Origin of the sequence: Paenibacillus sp. Soil750 (assembly GCF_001428045.1) — a bacterium.
Classification (GTDB): Bacteria; Bacillota; Bacilli; order Paenibacillales; family NBRC-103111; genus Paenibacillus_E; species Paenibacillus_E allorhizoplanae.
Genome location: NZ_LMSD01000023.1, coordinates 510,871 through 528,882 on the forward strand (window position 1 = coordinate 510,871; position 18,012 = coordinate 528,882).

The following is an 18,012-nucleotide window of genomic DNA, read 5'->3' on the forward strand; positions in this document are numbered from 1 at the left end:
GTTAGGATCCGTTGGCAGAACCATGCCAAGAATATCGTCGAATTTAAACCGCGGGATACGCTATATTCGCTTGCGTTTTCTCATCAAGGTTAAAAAAACTAATAGGATGGGAATAATCGCAGTCGGAAGTAGGGAAGAAACCAGTGCAATTGTAGTGTTATAAAGATAAAGGTCGCTCATACGGATAAAGCTTTTTTGTGTCATCGCAAAAAATAAAAGCCCAACTGGGAGAATAAAATTTCGCGTATTTTTTAATTGTAGTGTATGAGCGAGCAACTTGATAAAAATATGTTGGAGAACGACAATTTCGAATAAGGTAAATATGGTCCAAATACCGATGATGACGATCTCAATTCTTTCCAGATATTCTCCGAATTTAACCATTTGAATAGACGAGAAAAAGGGGAACATAATTGTTCCTGCCAAATCTAGTCCAAGCGAACCTAATGTTAAATAAGTCGCTAGTAATAAATAGAGAAATGAGAGAACTAAGGCACTTAAGCTAATTGTGAATATCTTATCCAAATTCTTCACACGATAGAGGATAAAACCAAAAACGATAGATTTTCCAAACGGAAAATAGAAGGAAAGCCACCCACCGTAGACAAGTTCGAAAATACTATGTTGAAACTGAGGCAGGAAAGGATTGGTTTCCAATTCTCTTATAATAAATAAACAAATGATTGCAATGCCCACTAAAAAGAAGGGCATAATCACTTGTGTGGACCGAACTATCGTACCAAGACCTAGAAATGTGGCATATGTCGTACATAAGATAATAAATAGCACGATTTGGTTAGATGGTAAATTTGGAAGAACAACTGTCGTATAAAAGAACGATAAAGCCCGACAGGCTGCCGTCTGAATTTCAAGAATGTAGAGCAGATAAATACAAATTAATAATTTTGCTAGCTTGCTTCCTACTAGGTTATCAAAAATCTCAACCATTTTTAAGTTAGGGTACTGCTTCTGTATATAGCACATCAACTGCATCATAATAATAGCAAGGGTAGTCCCTATGGTATAGGAAATCCAAACATCTTGTTTTAAGAACTTAGCTTCGTTCAAAAACAGAGTGGAGAAGCCAGACAAATAGCTGAATAATAAAAACCCAAACTGGACATAAGTTATTTTAACTGACTTCATGACGACCCCTAACTTACTTTTAATTGTTCTAACATATAATCCGAGACTGGTTTATACAACTTGGTGTAGAGTGACTCCACTGTTGGCAGGGTGTAGTGTCCTATCGGAATACAGTAACCTACAATAACTGCGGACAGCAGAAGCATGGCTATCGCATCGTGATTATTTGTTTGCTTTCGTGAATTTAGGAATTGTTTGATGCCATAACCTATAGTCAGTACACAGATGATACTATTCAACATATCCATTTTCTCCTAGATTTTGAATCAATCCTATTTTTTCAATGGCAACATGAACATTTGTCTGGATCGGAATTGTTGGGTAAATCTCATTCCAGTTATTTTTTATCCGATTCCATTCATAGGGATGATGTTGTTTAAATAGCTCAGAGAATCCTAGAACGTCTACTTTCAACTCTTTTTGTAGGTGATTCAAGCTTTTCTGGATCAACTTTTCTATGACTTTGGAAGCCTCTTGCTCTAATTGATCGATTGTATCCGGATTAGCAAACGGTAGAGGTTTAGCTATTTCTCCTATTGTTGAAGTTAAATCTAAATGAATATCGATGCTGGGTTTACCATCAACGAAATTGCTTTGGATGAATTTCTTTTTAACTTTAAAAAATAAAGTCACTTTATTAGAGTTATAAGGAATAGTTTCGTTGAAAATTAGGCTGTTCCATTTCTTTTTCTCTGCCAATAAGTGAACAACTAGCACATCGGATCCCTTCAACCAATCCGTCATTTTATCCTTGTTTATTACTGCTGCACCGTTAAAATATAGAACCTCACTAGATTTACTTTGCTTCGAAGTACTCAACCTACCTACAACGTAGCCTCTGTATGGATTAATACTCCAATTGGCAACATCTTGTATGATCTGACTAATACTTTTTCCCCACTCTTTTTCATTTCGAACTTTTCCCTGCAAATCGTTGAAAAGTAAATCTCCAGTTTCCGATTTTAAGTTTAATACGTCTGCCGCATTGCCATCATTAATAAAAAGATAACTGGTAAGCCGGACTTGCCGATTTCTTGTTATGAAATCCAGTATTTCATACAAAGAATGACGTGCTGCATTTTCGCCAACGAGAATATATTTATTGTGCTGCCAAGTCAATGTTTTGCCTGCGCGGCTTCGTAAATTTTTGGCAGAATCCAAAATAGAGATGCCGGTTGCACTTGCAACCCACTCAGAAAGCCCACTCGTTTTATCGGTACTTTTTGATGATGGAAGCAAGCAATACGCAGTAAATACATACCTATTCTTATCGAGATCATAATCTATCCCCGTTGCTGTAACTAAAGCTATATCGCTAATTTCTATCCTATCCTGTGTACATCCCGCTAGGAATAAGGAGATAGAACACAAAATCAAATATAGGTTAGTCCTTTTCATAATTCTGCTCAACATCCTCTAAAAGTAGTCCTTCCTTGTTGTGAGAAGTACCTGTCATTTCGTTTTTACCTTTCATATTAGATCTGTATCTGACTGGAAGGAGTACATACTTCATGATATTACTTCTTAAGCTGCTGCCATTATTGGTGACCGCTAAAAAAGGGACACCAAAGGATTGTAAAGAACATAGATGTAAGATAAGTATGAACAAGGACAACGAGAGTCCAAACACACCACAATAAGCTGTAAAAAGCATGACAGGAAAACGAAGCATACGTAACGCGATAGCCGTGCTAAAGGATGGAATAGCAAAAGAGGCAATTCCTGTCATTGCAACTACAATCACCATTGGACGGGATACAATACCAGACTGTACAGCAGCTTCTCCTATAATAAGTGCACCGACAATGCTAACTGATTGTCCAACAGCACGGGGAAGACGAAGACTGGCTTCTCGCAGAAGCTCGAAGGATGTTTCCATGAGGAGAGCTTCCACAAACGTAGGGAATGGAATACCTGCTTTTGAGGAAATAAAAGTCATCATTAATGGGGTGGGAATCATCTCGAGATGAAAGGTCGTCAAGGCGATATATAAGGAAGGTCCAAACAAGGATAGAAACAGACTGATCAAACGAATGATCCGCAAAAAGTTTGCGAAATAGAACCTTTCATAAAGATCTTCACTGGGGTGCAGCATTTCAAAAAAAGTGGATGGTGTAAGTAAAGCAATGGGTGTACCATCCGTTATAATTCCTATTTTACCCCTAGATAGAGCTGTAGCCACTCTATCTGGTCTTTCAGTTGTGACAAGCTGAGGAAAGGGGGAAAACGTACTCCCCTGAATCAACTCCTCAATTTGAGTGTTAGCAATTAAAAAATCCAATTGAATGGATTCAAGTTTATGTTGTAGAGAGGTAAGAATATCTAAATCGACAAGGTTTTCAAGATATAAAATCATGACTTTTGTGTTGCTTTTCTGTCCAAGAACGTACAATTGTGATTTTAGGTCTGGTGTCTTAAGCTTCCTATACACCATACTCAAATTTTTATGTAGATCTTCAGTAAAGCTCTCTCTTGGACCACGAACATTGATCTCGATTTTCGGTTCTTCGATAGGACGAGTCTCATATCCTGGAAGTAACATGCCATAAGCTTCAGTATGGCCTTCAATTAATACTACAAAACCAGCATCTGTAATCAAACTTACGATATTTTCAATATCTGTCATTGCATGAATAGTACCAAGTGAGTAAATCGTTTCTAGTATGGATTCACAAGTAAGTTTCGACATGAGACGCATGTCTTCGTTAATTTTACGAATGATATGTTGATTCAAACTTTTTTCATCGATAAGGACATCTAAGTAGATGATGCAAGCGTGTATAGTTCCTTTTTCTCCTGAGAAATTACGTATAACTAAAGAATCACAGTTTGAGAAAATTTGTTGGATTTTTTGCAAATTAATGCTAATGGAAGAATTAATGTTATCTAACTTTAGTTTCATAAACAAGCCCTCCGTAAACCCTAAGGAACTATTTGAATGAAACGAATAAGATAAGAAGCAACCGTTTCTCATTAATTATCATCTTGCGGAACCCAAAATATACCTTGCGTTAAGTAAAAATGAGCAGCATGATGGCTGATTTAAGAATTCAAGGATGCTTCACGTGGTGGGGAGGCCAAGCGTCTCCGATTCAAGAATAGTAGACACATAGCAATCACTGTGAGAATAATCCCGAGTAATCGCAAACCACCCGCGCTGAACGTATCTCCCATTACGATGCTGATCAATAAAGAAGAGAGAATGGTGCCCAAATATCTGGATGTATTGAACAATCCGGAGGCTACCCCGATCATTTCTTTCGGTGAGCTTTGGAACAAAGCGGCTTGCATCCCGACATTGTTCAAGCCATTGCTAACTCCGAACGCGGCTAAAGCTAAACATACACTGACCATCGGAGAAGTTGGTTGCCATGTCACAATCCATATGGACCCAAGTGTCATCAGGATCGCGGATAGCAGCAAGGCTGGCCTTGGTCCTGAACTATCAATCCATCGGCCTGCTAAGGGAGATACGATGAGTGAACATAAGCCTAGGCTTAACATGAGAAGCCCAGTGTGGAATTCACTGACATGGCGTACCATCTGCAAGTAGGACGGAAGCCCGAAAAAAAGTGAGTAAAATAGTACGTTAACGAGCATGAATTCGATATTGACCCTTGTCATTACCGGATATTTGGCGAATGTGCGCAGAGGTATAAAGGGAGTTGTCGTTCTTAACTCATGGCGTACGAAAGCCCCCAGTGAAATGAGGCCAATCAGCCCGACGATGACATGCATCATGGAGATGTGTCCGACTGATTTGGCTGATAGTACGCCAACGAGCAGCCCAACTAGCCCAACTGTGAACAGCAGAATCCCAGACGCATCGATCAATGCCAACCATTTTCGAAAAGATAGTTTGTGAGTAAGAGATGTTGCCTGTTGGTCATTGGGGATGAACCTCCACGCGAGTAGAAAGCTCGCCACCACGAACGGAATATTGACGAGGAAGATTGCCTGCCAGTCCCACCAGTGAATCAGGATCCCGCCTATGAAAGGGCCAAGTGCTGCAGCTCCGGATAGGAATATGGACATGACGGATAGAGCAGCCGCTTGTTTCTCCGTTATATGAATCCGCACAATGGCCATGCCAACCGCAACCATCATGCTTGTTCCTATCGCTTGTATGATACGAAACACGAGGAGCAACCCGAAGTAGGGCGATAGCGGGGCTAATAAGGAAGCAATGAAGGCGATAATCAGCCCAGCAAGAAATATCTTCTTGCGACCGAATAAATCACTTGCCTTTCCCATCACAGGCTGCGCGACAGCACTCGCTAAGTAGAATACAAATATGATCCAGGACACCTCTGTGAATGCAAGTTGGTACACATTTTGCAGCCTTGCCATTGCAACAGCAATCATCGAAGAGTTTAACGGGTTCAGCAGCACCCCCAATCCAACTGAAATCAACAACCATTTGCTGCGATTATTCATGTCTGACACCCCCTGTTTACTGATGTCATCGTACTTGAATTTCGTCATTTATTCCAATGACTTTTATGTTATGATTTGATTGATTAGAAGGAATGAGTCGGAGGCGGCGGTACAAAATGGAACTACTTCAATTGCAATATTTCATCACGGTGGCTCGATTGGAACATATGACGGAGGCCGCGCAGAGCTTACATGTTACGCAATCGTCCCTGAGTAAAACGATTCAACGCTTGGAAGAGGACCTAGGTGTTCCACTCTTCGACCGAATCGGAAGGAAACTGCGATTGAATGAGTTCGGAACCAGATTCCTACAGCGTGCTGAAAGAGCTTTATTTGAATTGGAACAGGGGAAGCAGGAGTTAAGCGATTTATCCAGTCCGGAACATGGCGCCCTCGAATTGGCGGTTACTGCCGCAAGTACCTTACCCAATATCCTGCGAGCGTTCAGGAAAAAACGGCCCCATCTCCAATTTCATGTACAAATGCTGTCCACGCAGGAAATGGTGACGCTGCTTCATCGTGGGGAGGTTGATTTTTGCTTGTCCTCACCGCCAGTTCAAGGGGATGACATCGAATGTCAAATCGTGTGCATGGACCCAATCCTATTAGCTGTTCCTTTGGGGCACCGATTGGCAGGCAGAACCCGCGTTTCCTTAAGCGAGCTTAGAAATGAATCATTTGTTGGTGTAAAGAAAGGCTATGGTACCCGCGATTTAGTTGACTCCATATGTAATTCGGTTGGATTTGAACCCAAGTATGTGTATGAGGGAAATGAACCTGCCAGATTAAGCGCGCTTGTGGAAGCTGAGATCGGTATTGCCTTCTTACCAAGTTCTGCAAGAAACTCACGGGAACAGATCGCCTATCTACACATCGAAGATCATGAATTGGTGCGGGAAATTGCTTTATTATGGCACAAAAGTCGATACATTTCCCGGGCTGCACAGGAGTTTCGTGAAGTCGTAGTCGCCTATTTTCAGGCAATTTCTATAGATGGCTTCGCCTTCACGTAAGCATTCTATTGCGGGTCTACCCTCAGCCTACAGGCAATGATATAAAATGAACTATTTTTAAGAGGATTTAAGAGAAAAGGCTCTTTACAAACGAACGTACATTCGTTAATGTTTATATGGGTGGATTTCCCAATAGCCAAGGGAGTGATACATATGGAAATTATCAAAACGAAGATTGAGAGTTCGCTTACAGTCTTGTTGGTATCCAATTATGAAAAGTCTAAGAAGTACTATGAAGATGCCCTTGGATGCGCAGTAAACGAGTTTTGGGCTATTCGAGATAATTTCGGATTAGGCTTTAAGTTAATTCAAGCAACCAGTATAGAAGATGTTAGACCTAATAAAGGGACTTGGAATACATATGCCTATATAAAAAATCACGATGAATTGGATGCTTTATTCATTGAGCTGAAAACCAATGGGGCAATTATCGTTTCTGAACCTATAGAAACAAAGTATGATTGGGGAACTTGGAAGGATTTTTCGGTTCAAGATTTAGATGGATATGTAATCGGTTTCGGTTCGGGAAATAAAAACATAGATGAGGTGGAATAAATATGTCTTTTTTTAAGAAGATGATGGCTAAAGTAGGGATCGGGAACATTGATATCGATACGCAATTCCATACAGAGGCCTTCGTTCCGGGCGAGCTGGTAGAAGGTGTCATTATCGCCAAAGGCGGCAGTGTAGAGCAAAAAGTGGACAAAATTTATTTTAAAATTATAACACAATACCGCAAGCCCTCGCCCTCTGAGAGCGATCCGAATCGTATGGTGACAGAATCGGTTGATATAGCCAATATTCTGTTGGGAGAAAGTTTGGAGTTTGCACCAGGACAATCGATCGAAATTCCTTTTCAATTCGTGCTGCCTCATGAGACACCTATCTCTATTGGCGTAAGCCCGATCTGGATTCGTACAGGCATGGATATTGACAACGCTATTGATCCATCAGATCGTGATGATATTGAAGTATTGGCTCATCCGCACACCTCCGCTATTTTTGAAGCGTTGGAGGATTTGGGCTTTTATTTACATAAAGCAGAGAACGAATATTTTCCGCAACATAATTATCACCTGCCATTTATTCAGAATTTTGAATTTGTCCCCTATAAAAATAGCGAATATAGCCGCTCTGTTGAAGAGCTAGAGCTTGTATTTTACCCGGATAATAACGGGGTTAAAATCCTTATGGAATTCGACCGCAAAGCGCGTGGATTTAGCGGGCTTTTAGCAGAAATGATGGATATGGATGAGTCCCATCACCGTTATTACTTCAGTACCGATGAGCTAGAAGAAGGGACTTCAGCGGTGGCTAATCAGTTCAGAGGCATTTTTAACGACTTGCTGGATGTGTAACGAAGCCAAGTGCATATGAAGTTAAGAAGGCGGCTGACCCAATTGGATCGGTTGCCTTTTCTTAATTAATTAGGGGGCTTTATATTGGAGAAAGTTAGAAAGGCTAGTTTTAAAGTCGTAGGGATAATAGGTGAAGCTAATTGGAACAAAAAGAGATGACAATTATGCCATCTCTGTAATCAAAAACGTAAATTTGTTTCATATAGGTACCGTTCAGTCACAAAATTTAATTTTATATTTAATTCCGTCGTACAGTTCAATCTTTAACTCCTCTACAAATTTCCATTTGAGGCTATCTAACCACTCCTCTAGCATTTCTTCTCTTTCTTCTTCATTCTGGGCATCATTAAATGATAATTTTTCTTCTTTACCATTAAAATACTCCGCTTTGAGCTTCTCGATATCTTCGATATCAAGTAGGGACAATACACTTTCGACTAGTGAACGCTTTGACAAAATGAACACCTCCTAAAAAATAGATATTAAATCTATATAGTATAAGGAAAATTTTGGCAAGTGCTTGTACTTAGATACTAGTGAATAAGTGGATTTTTTTCTAGTTTTTAAGAGATTATTAGAGATGACAACGCTTAGATTATTCTGGTGTTGTGAATGAGTAGATCGTGTATAATTATAACCGTAACGATGGGCTTTAACTTGCATTTGATGGTTTTCAAGTAAGGTAGAGTTGACATGCAAGGAATAAATATCGAACAAACTATATCTTGGAAGAATGCAGGGCTCAACTAATAAAGGGGATAATAATGGACGAAGAGGATATCAAGCAACGTATTAAGGATTACCAGCAGGCAGATGGAGTTCGCCCACTCATTTGCGGTAATAACAGTAAGCACGAGAAATTATACCCTAAGGTACTTGAACAAGGGTTGGTTCTTCTTTGCCCTAATTGCAATTATACGCAGACGTACATCCCTGATCTCTTCTTTGATGATGGTTTTTATGAGTGGCTGCGAGGCATGAAGAGTTTGATTTAAGGAGATAGTCTCTATGGTAAAAAGGATGCCGGGAAAGATACGGCATCCTTTTTAGTTGTAAAACCAAACATTTTAGAAGGGCATTTATAATGTATCCAAGAGCTAATACTTGGTGGAACAATAGAACGTGGGTTTTGATAGAAGAATTATTAACTGGGAATAAGATACGATATCCAAATGGATTAACAGATTTGCTAAGAAACGAGATCGTTAATAAACCACGTAATTCCAGAATAGTCAAAAAAGGAACTTAAATTTATATCTCGAATATCTATTGTAATCTTAATAGTTAAAAAATTTAATGGCAGACAGAAGTTAGATACGATGATAAAAGGTTTCGGAGGCATTTTTTGGCGAACTAAGAATCTTGAAGTAATAAGAAAATGGTACAGTGAAGTGTTGAAGCTTGAAATAGAAAATTGGAATGGGACTATAATAAAACCTCAATCAGGAAATGAGACGATCTTTTCTTTCTTTGCCGAGGATGACAGTTATTTTCCAACAGATCAACAAGTGATGTTAAACTTCCAAGTAGATAATCTAGACGAGACTATTAAACATCTTGAGGAAATTGGTGTGCCTCTTGCCAAGAAAAAAGAGAGTAGTGATTATGGAAAGTTTGTTTGGATAGAAGATCCTGATGGTCGATTGATCGAGCTTTGGGAGAAATAATGAGAATGAGGAGCCTGTTATACAGCAGCGCTCCTTTATTATGTATGAATGTAGTGTGCAGCAGATAATGAGAATATGTAAACTACTGAAATAGATAAAGGGATGAGCCATATGTATGGACAAACAATTTGTTTTCATGAATTCGGTGAACCACAAGACGTTTTAGGAGTAAAACAGCAAGAAGTTACTCCACTAAAGCCTGATGAGATTTTGGTAGAAATGATTGTTCGTCCAATAAATCCCTCTGACTTGATTCCTATTCGTGGTGCTTATAGACACCGTATCTCGTTGCCATGTATTCCTGGTTATGAGGGCGTAGGATCTGTGATTGATATTGGAAGTAGCGTACAAAAGTCCATGCTTGGTAAGCGTGTATTACCTCTCCGTGGAGAGGGGACTTGGCAGCAATATGTAAAAACATCTTCTTCGTTGTCTATTGAAGTGCCAAATTTCATCACTGACGATGAGGCTTCTCAATCATATATCAATCCTCTCACTGCCTGGATTATATGTAAGGAGCTTTTTAAACGCTCCAATAATTCTTTTCTACTAGTTAATGCGTGTAATTCTGCAATCGGCCGAATTTTTGCTCAATTATCAGTTGTTTTTGGATATAGACTTATAGCCGTAGTGCGAAGTTCAGCGTATTCAGAAGATTTGTTGCAATTAGGTGCATGGTATGTGATTAACTGTTCACAGAGCGATGTCGATAAAACTGTGATGGACTTAACGAAGGGGCAAGGTGTTCATGCTGCGATTGATTCTATCGGTGGAAAAGAAGGATACGAACTTGCACTTGCTGTGCGACAAGGTGGTTTCTTTATATCCATTGGATTGCTATCAGGGCTGCAAGTGGATTGGAAGCAAATCGCAACTGAACTTGATATTCAATCGAAAATTTTTCATTTGCGACAATGGATACAAAGTATCTCAGTCGATGATTGGCAAAATTCCTTTTTACAGATTTTTGCATTGCTTCGTCAAAAGCAACTCATCTTAGGGAAGGCTGAAGCGAGATACAAGTTAATCGAAATTACAAAAGCGGTGCAGATAGCCGAACAAACGGGCCGACAGGGGAAAGTGCTACTTACATGATAGATCCTCATACGAAGAACGATTGTTAAATATAGACACTGAGGTAGCTGGTCGTTGACTATCAGCTGCCTTTTCCATGTAAACGAGCTGACCTGAAAAAAAGATCATATATTCAGTCACATCAGACTAGAAATAGTAGGATTCGCCCTGCAGTATTTACCGAAAAACTCTTATAATAGAAGTTAATTTTTATTCGATATCGTTCTGCCAATTTCTGATAAGGAGACTGAAATTATGTATAAACTGGTCATTGTCGACGATGAACCTGCCGTCCGGGGAGGGCTCAGCAAATTCGTCCAGTGGAGCGACTATGGAATTATTCTCGCCGGAACAGCGGACGATGGAGATACGGGACTAGAGCTGATCGAGCGAGTAAAGCCCGATATCGTACTGACAGATGTGATGATGCCGGTCATGGACGGGATCCAAATGTCGAGGGAGATTCGAGAGCGGCTCCCTGAGACGAAAATCGTATTTATAAGCGGCCACAATGAAGCCAACCTTTTGCGTTCGGCATTGCAGATTCATGCAGCTGATTATATTTTCAAACCGGTCAAACGGACTGAGCTCCAAAAGGTCATCGAAGGTGTCGTTCGGGACTTGCGTACGGAAGACAAGGAACGGCAACGGCTCAAGGACATGGAGGTGAAACTGACGCAGAGCATGCCACTGCTTCGCGAGAAGTTTCTAATGTCGTTGATCCAGGATGGCGTCACAAAGACAGAGGGACTGCAGGAAAGGGCGGCGTTTCTCAATCTGGAACTGCCGCTCGAAACGCCATATCTCGTGCTCGTCATAACCATTGACGATTCCAAGGAGGTGCTCGGCAGCCGTTCAGAGAGAGACAAGCAGTTGTTGTCTTATTCGCTCTTGAACGTCGTTCAAGAACTCATCGATCAGTACCTGCATGGGTATGCCTTCGAGAACAGAGCTGCTGAATACGTTGGACTATTGGTGCTTGACGATCAGATGAAAGACCCAGAGGCAACCTTACTTTTGCTGGCTGAGGCGGTCCGCGACAATCTGCGGCGCTGGCTGCAGATCAGTGTCACGATAGGGGTAGGCGAACGCGCCGAAAGTATCCATATGCTCCCAGTGTCCTTTCGGCATGCCCGCGACGCTGCGGATCAAAAGTGGTATATGGGCAAGAACCAAGTTATTACGATGGATAGTCTAGAAATTGGAGTTGCCAACCCAATCCGGTTCGATGCCAGCCAGAGTGAGCGACTGGTGTCTGTGCTGAAATCAGGAGAGAAGAACCGATTGGAGCTTGAAATGGAGAGCATCCTCGAACCGTTGGCGCAAATCCGCAAGGACGGCTTTAAGTATGGTCGGCAGGTAGGGCTGCAAATGATCGCGCTCGCCGGTAGGTTGCTGCTTGACCTTAATCTGCTTACCCACGAAAAGGAAGAGCAGGAAGCTTGGATGCTGGATCGGCTCCTGAAGTTGGAAACGATGGCAGAGCTGAAAAGCATTGTAAGCGATTACCTTTATGAAGTTTGCAGCTGGATTCAGGAAAAGCGGAGCGGACGATCAAGTAATGTGATTGAACATATTCAGAAATTTATATCAGAGAATTATGCTAAGAACCTTGCAATTGCGGAGATTGCGGCTAGCGTTTACCTCAGCCAAACTTACGTCAGTTTGTTGTTCAAGCAGGAGACTGGCGAGACGATTTATGAATATTTGATGAAAGTCCGTATTGCGAAAGCGAAGGAATTGTTGGTAGATCCTCGCATCAAGTTCTACGAAGTGTGCGAGCTAGTCGGCTATACGGATCCGAGCTATTTCAGCAAGCTGTTTAAGAAGATGACCGGACTTACGCCAAGCGCTTATCGGGACCAACAATAGGAGAAGAAGTGTTTAGCATTCAAAAGGAGTTGATCCCGTGAGAGGGGTTTTGCAAAAAAGAAGGATCCGTCCCTCTAATTTGTGGGAAGGCGTTGTAGCGGCCAGGAGGTGGATGCTCGCCTACGGTCTGATGATTTTCCTGCCAGTATGTATGATGTTGTTCGTGTATTATGAACAGTCCTCCAGGATTTTGCAGGAGGAGGTGACCCAAACCATGCAGCAGACGTTAAAACAGGCAGGTATTAATTTAAGCTCGCGGCTCAACTATGTGCAGAATTCATCCAATTCTATATTTATGAATAATAAACTGTATGAAAATTTGGATCCCGCTTCTCCGATTATCGAGCGCATCGCTCAGTCAAAGGAGCTGCGCAATTTGCTCGAATCGGTTCAAACGGCACCAGACATTGTCAGGGCGCGTGTTTTCACCGATCCGGGGAATTTATACGGATTTGATTTATTGAATCTTTTTCCGCTAGATAGCTTGAAAGATCGCCCATGGAACAATGAGGTCATGAACGCTGGCGGCAGTATCGTGTGGACGGGCATCTACGAAGAAAACTATCTGGACTCGGGACCTGCACGGATTCTTTCCTGTGCTCGACTGCTGAGACATCCGCGAAATTTTGCTCAGAGTCTTGGTGTGCTTATGCTTGACGTTCCCGAGAAGATGCTAACTGAAATTATCTCCGAGCTTAATTTTCCAGCTCAAAGTCGTGTATATATCGTGGATCGCAGTGGGACTATCATTTATAGCGCGGAGCAATCGGTAATCGGCACCAAGACTGCCCTCGAGAGAGAATCGGATGAAGGAATCATCAAACGGTCTGAAAACGGTGTAGAGGTGTTTGAAGTGCGTGCACCCATCCGAGCTGCGGATTGGCGTCTCGTGCTAGAGGTGCCCAAGACTGGCCTGACGCATCGCACAACCACGTTAAGTCAGTGGTCTGGCATCGCAACGGTCGTTGGCATGACAATCATGTTTTTGATTCTCGTATTCATGTTATTGGCGTTCGTTATTAACGGGATGAACCGGCGAATTAAATCGGTGGTCAAGACGATCCGTACGGAAGGTGTTGAAGGGCTGGAGGAGCCGGGAGGCGACTTTCGGTTGCTTGAGCGAGTTGTCGATCATTTGGTGCATCGCGTGAAGGATTTGATGGAGGAGGCCTACCGTTCGAAAATGCTGGAGCGAGAGGCTGAACTTCGTGCGCTGCAAGCTCAGATCAATCCACATTTTCTTTACAATACGCTTGATACGATTAATTGGCTAGCGATTTCCCGCGATGCCGACGATATCAGCCATATGATCGAAAGTCTGTCTGATTATTTCCGGCTCAGCCTGAACAAGGGGAAGGACCATGTCTGCGTGGCGGATGAATTGGAGCTCGCGAGAGTATATCTGGAGATTCAGCAGAACCGGTTCCCTTCCACATTCGAGTTCGTAATTGAGTCGGATTCCGAGGCAAGTCGGTGCGTCATTCCGAAGCTGACGCTGCAACCCATCGTTGAGAATGCGCTGCTACACGGCATACGCAAAAATAAAAGCAAAATCGGAATCATTAACATTCACGCGAAGCTGTGTGGAGACGTGCTTGAGATTACCATCAAAGATAATGGGATTGGCATGGACGAGCAGCTAGCTTCCAGTCTGTTGTCTACTTCGCGCCCTTTGCTGCATGCTGAAGGAAACGGCAGCTCGTATGGTCTATACAATGTGAACGAGCGAATCAAGCTTATGGCTGGTTCCGAATATGGACTGACGGTCTGTTCCCGTCTAGGCGAAGGCACTGTCGTGATCGTTCGTCTCAAGGCAATGAAAGAGGAGAAAATTAAGTAGGATACACCTAGAAAGTGTCGGATTGCCCACTACATGACGCACTCTCCTGTAGGTACAATAAAGCCATAAGTGCAGGAGGTGCAACCACAATATGAGCGAAATCATCACACATTTGAATGGAAAGGCAGGGGAGACCAAGTTTTCTCGCAAGCGTGAAGGCAGATGGCGAAGGGTATGGCGGAACCTCGATACTTATGTACTTCTGGTGCCTGGGCTGCTTCTACTGCTGTTGTTCAAATACACACCGATGTACGGAGTCTTAATCGCTTTTCAGGAGTTCAACATTTTTGACGGGATCAGAGGAAGTCAATGGGTCGGATTTGAGCAGTTCCGAAAGCTCATGCAATCGTCAGAATTTATGCAAGTGTTTACGAATACATTGCTCATCAGTATTTACAAGATTGTGTTGCTGTTCCCGATACCCATCCTGATCGCTCTTCTGTTGAACGAAATTCGGTTCCCAGCGTTCAAACGGACCATCCAGACGATTATCTACATGCCTCACTTTTTGTCCTGGGTCATTATCTCTGGCTTGTTCATGACGATCTTGTCCCCTTCTGACGGGCTTGTCAATACCGTCATCCAATGGTTCGGCGGCGAATCCATACGATTTTTTATGGACAACCACGTATTTAGAAGTGTCGTCGTGTTCACGGCAGGCTGGAAGGAGATCGGCTGGAACGCGATTATCTTCATCGCTGCCTTAGCGAGTGTCGAGCAGGAACAGTACGAGGCGGCTTCTATCGACGGAGCGAATCGCCTGCAGCAGATGTGGCATATTTCGCTTCCCGGCATTGTGCCGACGATTATACTAATGCTCATTCTCCGCCTTGGTATGGTGCTGGATGCAGGCACAGAACAGATCCTGACGATGTATAACCCTACTGTCTACGCATCCGGCGATGTTATCGGTACTTTTGTTTACCGAATGGGTCTCGGAAAAATGGATTACAGCTTCAGCACGGCAGTCGGCCTTTTCAATTCGGTCGTCGGTTTCATTCTCGTCATATCTGGCAACTGGCTCAGCAAAAGACTGCTGAACCGTGGCATCTGGTAAGGAGGCCTAACATGCATATTCGTAAAAGAACGTTCAGCGACTGGGTATTAGATAGTTTCGTCTACGGCTTCATGATCGTGTTAGGACTGATTACCTTATTGCCGATGATCCACGTGTTCTCCAAATCCGTCAGCTCGGACTGGGCGCTTGTATCGGGACGGGTTAATCTGCTCCCGGTAGGCTTTCAGCTGGATACGCTCGTAAAAGTCGCCACCTCCTACGCATTTGGCCGGGCATTCGTCATTTCGGTTATCGTGACTGTAGTTGGGACACTATTGAGCATATTGGTGACCGCCATTACAGCTTATCCGCTATCTAAGCGGCATTTGCCCGGTATCTCGGGAATCATGGTATTGTTCGTTTTCACTATGCTATTTAACGGAGGACTCATTCCGAATTACCTGTTAATTCGTGAGCTGCATTTGCTAAACAATTTATGGTCGCTCATTTTGCCTGCCATGATCAGTGTTTTCTATATGCTGGTCATCAAGAGCTATTATGAAGGTCTTCCCGAAGCACTTGAAGAATCGGCGCGGATGGATGGAGCAAAAACGTATATGATTTTGTTCCGCATCATTCTACCGCTCAGCATGCCTGTGCTCGCTGCGATCGCCTTGTTCTATGCCGTCGGCTTTTGGAACGATTACTTCAGTCCGATGCTTTACATAAGCGATCCATTATTGAAAACGCTTCAACTGCATCTGCGCGATATCGTGATGGAGAACGATACGGCGAACGCGCTCAACAAGTCGGCAGACGATCTGATGAATATGTCACCGGAAAGTATCCGTGCCGCTACCGTAGTCGCATCTACCGTGCCTATCCTTCTCGTATATCCGTTCCTTCAGAAGTATTTTATTAAGGGTGTATTGATTGGTTCCGTCAAAGGCTAATGCTGCATTAACGCCGGCGGAATCCACCGCTGCTTAATGATAAATTTCACAACATATATAGGAGGGTTTAAAAATGAAGAAAACGATGAAATGGGCTGCACTCCCTGTTGCAGTCAGCCTGATGCTGCTTACCGCTTGTGGCGCAAGTAGCGAAGGTGAGAAAAGCAGCTCCCCAACCCCGGCCCCGTCCACACAGCCAGCGACTGCCGGCCCCAAGCCTGAACTGAAAGCGCTTATGCGATTGGGCCCTAACTTCGCTAAAGACCCAATCGCTACGATGCTGGAAGAGAAGACCGGGTACAAAGTCAATTACGAAGCGCTTCCGGTCGATAAGCCGGAGGACAAACTCAATCTTCTGATTGCTTCCTCGGAGCCTTATGATATCGTCTCGACAGCTGGGGACAGCAGTTCCAAAGCGATCTATGCCGATTATGCCAAAAAAGGCGCATTGGTCGATCTAACTCCGCTTATTGAGAAGTACGGTAAAAACATCAAAGCCTCGTTGTCCAAAGAGACACTGGAAATGGCTAAAGTCGACGGTAAAATCTATGCCATTCCGACGCGAACCCTCGAATCAGTCGGCACGAGTCTGATGATCCGTAAGGATTGGTTGGATAAGCTGGGTCTGAAAGTCCCGACAACGCTTGACGAGCTGTTGGTTGTACTCAAGGCATTCAAGGAGAAGGATCCTGGGGGTAACGGAGCTAAAAATATTCCGATTTCTATTAAGGGTGACAATCCATTGGTCGACAACCTCGTCGGCGCGTTCGGCATGGTGAACGATTGGAACGATGTGAATGGCAAGTTGATTCCTCGCGCGATGAATCCTGCTTTTAAGGAATATCTGACTTATATGTCCGATCTTTATAAGCAAGGGCTGCTTGATCAAGAGTTTGCGATCAACAAGGACGCAACTGTGAAAGAGAAGTTTACAAATGGTAAGGCAGGTGCCATCGTGTTGCATTGGGCCGATATTCCGTCGATTGACGATGCGCTGAAGAAAAATTTCCCAGGTGCCACTTATGCTTACATTCCTGCGCTGACGGGCAAAGACGGCAAGGCAGGTCTGGCACAATCATCGGGATTCGATAGGTTGACGTTTATTCCGAAAGCTTCCAAACATCCGGAAGATGCAATCAAATGGATGGATGCCAAGTTGGAACCCGATACGTTCAAAAACATGGCGATCGGCGTAGAGGGCACGCACCATACAGTCAAAGACGGAAATTATTATCCGATTTTGCCGATTTTCAATGACGAGCGCGGCTCCGCCAGCAACTATTTGACCGGCATCGATGAAACCAAATATCCGATCTATTGGCAGGCTCGCGTCCGCAAAGATGATCGTCTCTACAAGGGTTGGGAGTTTCTGAATAAGTTGCAGAAGCCAGAAGTGTTCAAGCAGAATCCACTGGGCTTAGCGCCTTACTTTCCGAATTACTCCAAGGAAAATGCGCAGCTCAACCAGATGGTCAATGATTATGCCGTCAAAATCATCGTCGGTGGCGAGCAGCTTACTGGTTTCGATGCCTTCACGGAAAAATTCAAAAAAGCCGGTGGCCAAACCAGCTACGACGAAATTAACGCATGGTACGCGACAGCACGTAAATAAAACAATGCGGCAGGCTGACGAAGTCGCTTAGGCGATGCAGGCT

Annotated in this window: 16 protein-coding genes; 11 read left to right on the forward strand and 5 right to left on the reverse strand. The window is 43.2% G+C overall.

Annotated features, from left to right (window positions below):
• Positions 1 to 60 precede the first annotated feature (60 nt).
• From ASL11_RS22125 to ASL11_RS22145, 4 genes are all read right to left on the reverse strand, one after another.
• Positions 61 to 1,146, reverse strand: coding sequence for a GerAB/ArcD/ProY family transporter (locus ASL11_RS22125; RefSeq protein ID WP_056619762.1), 1,086 nt, complete (start codon positions 1,144 to 1,146; stop codon positions 61 to 63).
• Positions 1,147 to 1,377: 231 nt separating this feature from the next.
• Positions 1,378 to 2,544, reverse strand: a complete 1,167-nt coding sequence (locus tag ASL11_RS22135) for a Ger(x)C family spore germination protein (protein WP_056619766.1) — start codon at positions 2,542 to 2,544, stop codon at positions 1,378 to 1,380.
• A complete protein-coding gene (locus ASL11_RS22140; RefSeq protein WP_056619768.1) occupies positions 2,531 to 4,048 on the reverse strand; it encodes a spore germination protein in 1,518 nt (505 codons plus the stop codon). The genes ASL11_RS22135 and ASL11_RS22140 overlap by 14 nt, the downstream gene beginning before the upstream one ends.
• A gap of 140 nt (positions 4,049 to 4,188) precedes the next feature.
• Complete coding sequence (locus ASL11_RS22145; protein ID WP_056619770.1) at positions 4,189 to 5,583, reverse strand: MFS transporter; 1,395 nt, start codon at positions 5,581 to 5,583, stop codon at positions 4,189 to 4,191.
• Positions 5,584 to 5,699: 116 nt separating this feature from the next.
• On the opposite strand from ASL11_RS22145, the gene ASL11_RS22150 reads away from it, so the two are divergent.
• The 3 genes from ASL11_RS22150 to ASL11_RS22160 all read left to right on the forward strand — a co-directional run bounded on the left by ASL11_RS22150 (position 5,700) and on the right by ASL11_RS22160 (position 7,954).
• A complete protein-coding gene (locus ASL11_RS22150) occupies positions 5,700 to 6,596 on the forward strand; it encodes a LysR family transcriptional regulator (RefSeq protein ID WP_056619772.1) in 897 nt (298 codons plus the stop codon).
• A gap of 153 nt (positions 6,597 to 6,749) precedes the next feature.
• Positions 6,750 to 7,151, forward strand: a complete 402-nt coding sequence (locus tag ASL11_RS22155; protein ID WP_056619774.1) for a VOC family protein — start codon at positions 6,750 to 6,752, stop codon at positions 7,149 to 7,151.
• A 2-nt stretch (positions 7,152 to 7,153) separates the two neighbouring features.
• Positions 7,154 to 7,954 carry a sporulation protein gene (locus tag ASL11_RS22160; RefSeq protein WP_056619781.1) on the forward strand — a complete coding sequence of 267 codons (801 nt, stop codon included), beginning with the start codon at positions 7,154 to 7,156 and terminating at the stop codon, positions 7,952 to 7,954.
• A 213-nt stretch (positions 7,955 to 8,167) separates the two neighbouring features.
• Here ASL11_RS22160 and ASL11_RS22165 read toward each other — a convergent pair whose 3' ends face one another.
• Positions 8,168 to 8,410 (reverse strand): hypothetical protein, encoded by a 243-nt coding sequence (locus ASL11_RS22165; RefSeq protein WP_056619784.1) that lies wholly within the window; start codon positions 8,408 to 8,410, stop codon positions 8,168 to 8,170.
• Between the two features lie 308 nt (positions 8,411 to 8,718).
• On the opposite strand from ASL11_RS22165, the gene ASL11_RS22170 reads away from it, so the two are divergent.
• From ASL11_RS22170 to ASL11_RS22205, 8 genes are all read left to right on the forward strand, one after another.
• Positions 8,719 to 8,949, forward strand: coding sequence for a hypothetical protein (locus ASL11_RS22170; protein WP_056619792.1), 231 nt, complete (start codon positions 8,719 to 8,721; stop codon positions 8,947 to 8,949).
• Between the two features lie 324 nt (positions 8,950 to 9,273).
• Positions 9,274 to 9,621 carry a VOC family protein gene (locus tag ASL11_RS22175; RefSeq protein ID WP_056619794.1) on the forward strand — a complete coding sequence of 116 codons (348 nt, stop codon included), beginning with the start codon at positions 9,274 to 9,276 and terminating at the stop codon, positions 9,619 to 9,621.
• 111 nt (positions 9,622 to 9,732) lie between these two features.
• The gene (locus ASL11_RS22180) at positions 9,733 to 10,716 is read left to right on the forward strand and encodes a zinc-dependent alcohol dehydrogenase family protein (protein ID WP_056619797.1); all 984 of its coding nucleotides are present in this window, start codon (positions 9,733 to 9,735) and stop codon (positions 10,714 to 10,716) included.
• Between the two features lie 234 nt (positions 10,717 to 10,950).
• Positions 10,951 to 12,567 (forward strand): response regulator, encoded by a 1,617-nt coding sequence (locus tag ASL11_RS22185; protein ID WP_056619800.1) that lies wholly within the window; start codon positions 10,951 to 10,953, stop codon positions 12,565 to 12,567.
• 154 nt (positions 12,568 to 12,721) lie between these two features.
• The gene (locus tag ASL11_RS22190; RefSeq protein ID WP_268796220.1) at positions 12,722 to 14,407 is read left to right on the forward strand and encodes a sensor histidine kinase; all 1,686 of its coding nucleotides are present in this window, start codon (positions 12,722 to 12,724) and stop codon (positions 14,405 to 14,407) included.
• Positions 14,408 to 14,498: 91 nt separating this feature from the next.
• Positions 14,499 to 15,464 (forward strand): ABC transporter permease, encoded by a 966-nt coding sequence (locus ASL11_RS22195; protein WP_056619815.1) that lies wholly within the window; start codon positions 14,499 to 14,501, stop codon positions 15,462 to 15,464.
• A gap of 11 nt (positions 15,465 to 15,475) precedes the next feature.
• On the forward strand, positions 15,476 to 16,357 hold the full coding sequence (locus tag ASL11_RS22200) for a carbohydrate ABC transporter permease (RefSeq protein WP_056619820.1): 882 nt from the start codon (positions 15,476 to 15,478) through the stop codon (positions 16,355 to 16,357).
• Between the two features lie 73 nt (positions 16,358 to 16,430).
• Positions 16,431 to 17,969 carry an extracellular solute-binding protein gene (locus ASL11_RS22205; protein ID WP_056619823.1) on the forward strand — a complete coding sequence of 513 codons (1,539 nt, stop codon included), beginning with the start codon at positions 16,431 to 16,433 and terminating at the stop codon, positions 17,967 to 17,969.
• Positions 17,970 to 18,012: the final 43 nt, after the last annotated feature.

Coding starts and splice junctions, on each gene's coding strand:
- ASL11_RS22125 (WP_056619762.1), bottom strand. CDS start 1,146: ATGAAGTCAGTTAAAATAACTTATGTCCAGTTTGGGTTTTTATTATTC.
- ASL11_RS22135 (WP_056619766.1), bottom strand. CDS start 2,544: ATGAAAAGGACTAACCTATATTTGATTTTGTGTTCTATCTCCTTATTC.
- ASL11_RS22140 (WP_056619768.1), bottom strand. CDS start 4,048: ATGAAACTAAAGTTAGATAACATTAATTCTTCCATTAGCATTAATTTG.
- ASL11_RS22145 (WP_056619770.1), bottom strand. CDS start 5,583: ATGAATAATCGCAGCAAATGGTTGTTGATTTCAGTTGGATTGGGGGTG.
- ASL11_RS22150 (WP_056619772.1), top strand. CDS start 5,700: ATGGAACTACTTCAATTGCAATATTTCATCACGGTGGCTCGATTGGAA.
- ASL11_RS22155 (WP_056619774.1), top strand. CDS start 6,750: ATGGAAATTATCAAAACGAAGATTGAGAGTTCGCTTACAGTCTTGTTG.
- ASL11_RS22160 (WP_056619781.1), top strand. CDS start 7,154: ATGTCTTTTTTTAAGAAGATGATGGCTAAAGTAGGGATCGGGAACATT.
- ASL11_RS22170 (WP_056619792.1), top strand. CDS start 8,719: ATGGACGAAGAGGATATCAAGCAACGTATTAAGGATTACCAGCAGGCA.
- ASL11_RS22175 (WP_056619794.1), top strand. CDS start 9,274: ATGATAAAAGGTTTCGGAGGCATTTTTTGGCGAACTAAGAATCTTGAA.
- ASL11_RS22180 (WP_056619797.1), top strand. CDS start 9,733: ATGTATGGACAAACAATTTGTTTTCATGAATTCGGTGAACCACAAGAC.
- ASL11_RS22185 (WP_056619800.1), top strand. CDS start 10,951: ATGTATAAACTGGTCATTGTCGACGATGAACCTGCCGTCCGGGGAGGG.
- ASL11_RS22190 (WP_268796220.1), top strand. CDS start 12,722: ATGTTGTTCGTGTATTATGAACAGTCCTCCAGGATTTTGCAGGAGGAG.
- ASL11_RS22195 (WP_056619815.1), top strand. CDS start 14,499: ATGAGCGAAATCATCACACATTTGAATGGAAAGGCAGGGGAGACCAAG.
- ASL11_RS22200 (WP_056619820.1), top strand. CDS start 15,476: ATGCATATTCGTAAAAGAACGTTCAGCGACTGGGTATTAGATAGTTTC.
- ASL11_RS22205 (WP_056619823.1), top strand. CDS start 16,431: ATGAAGAAAACGATGAAATGGGCTGCACTCCCTGTTGCAGTCAGCCTG.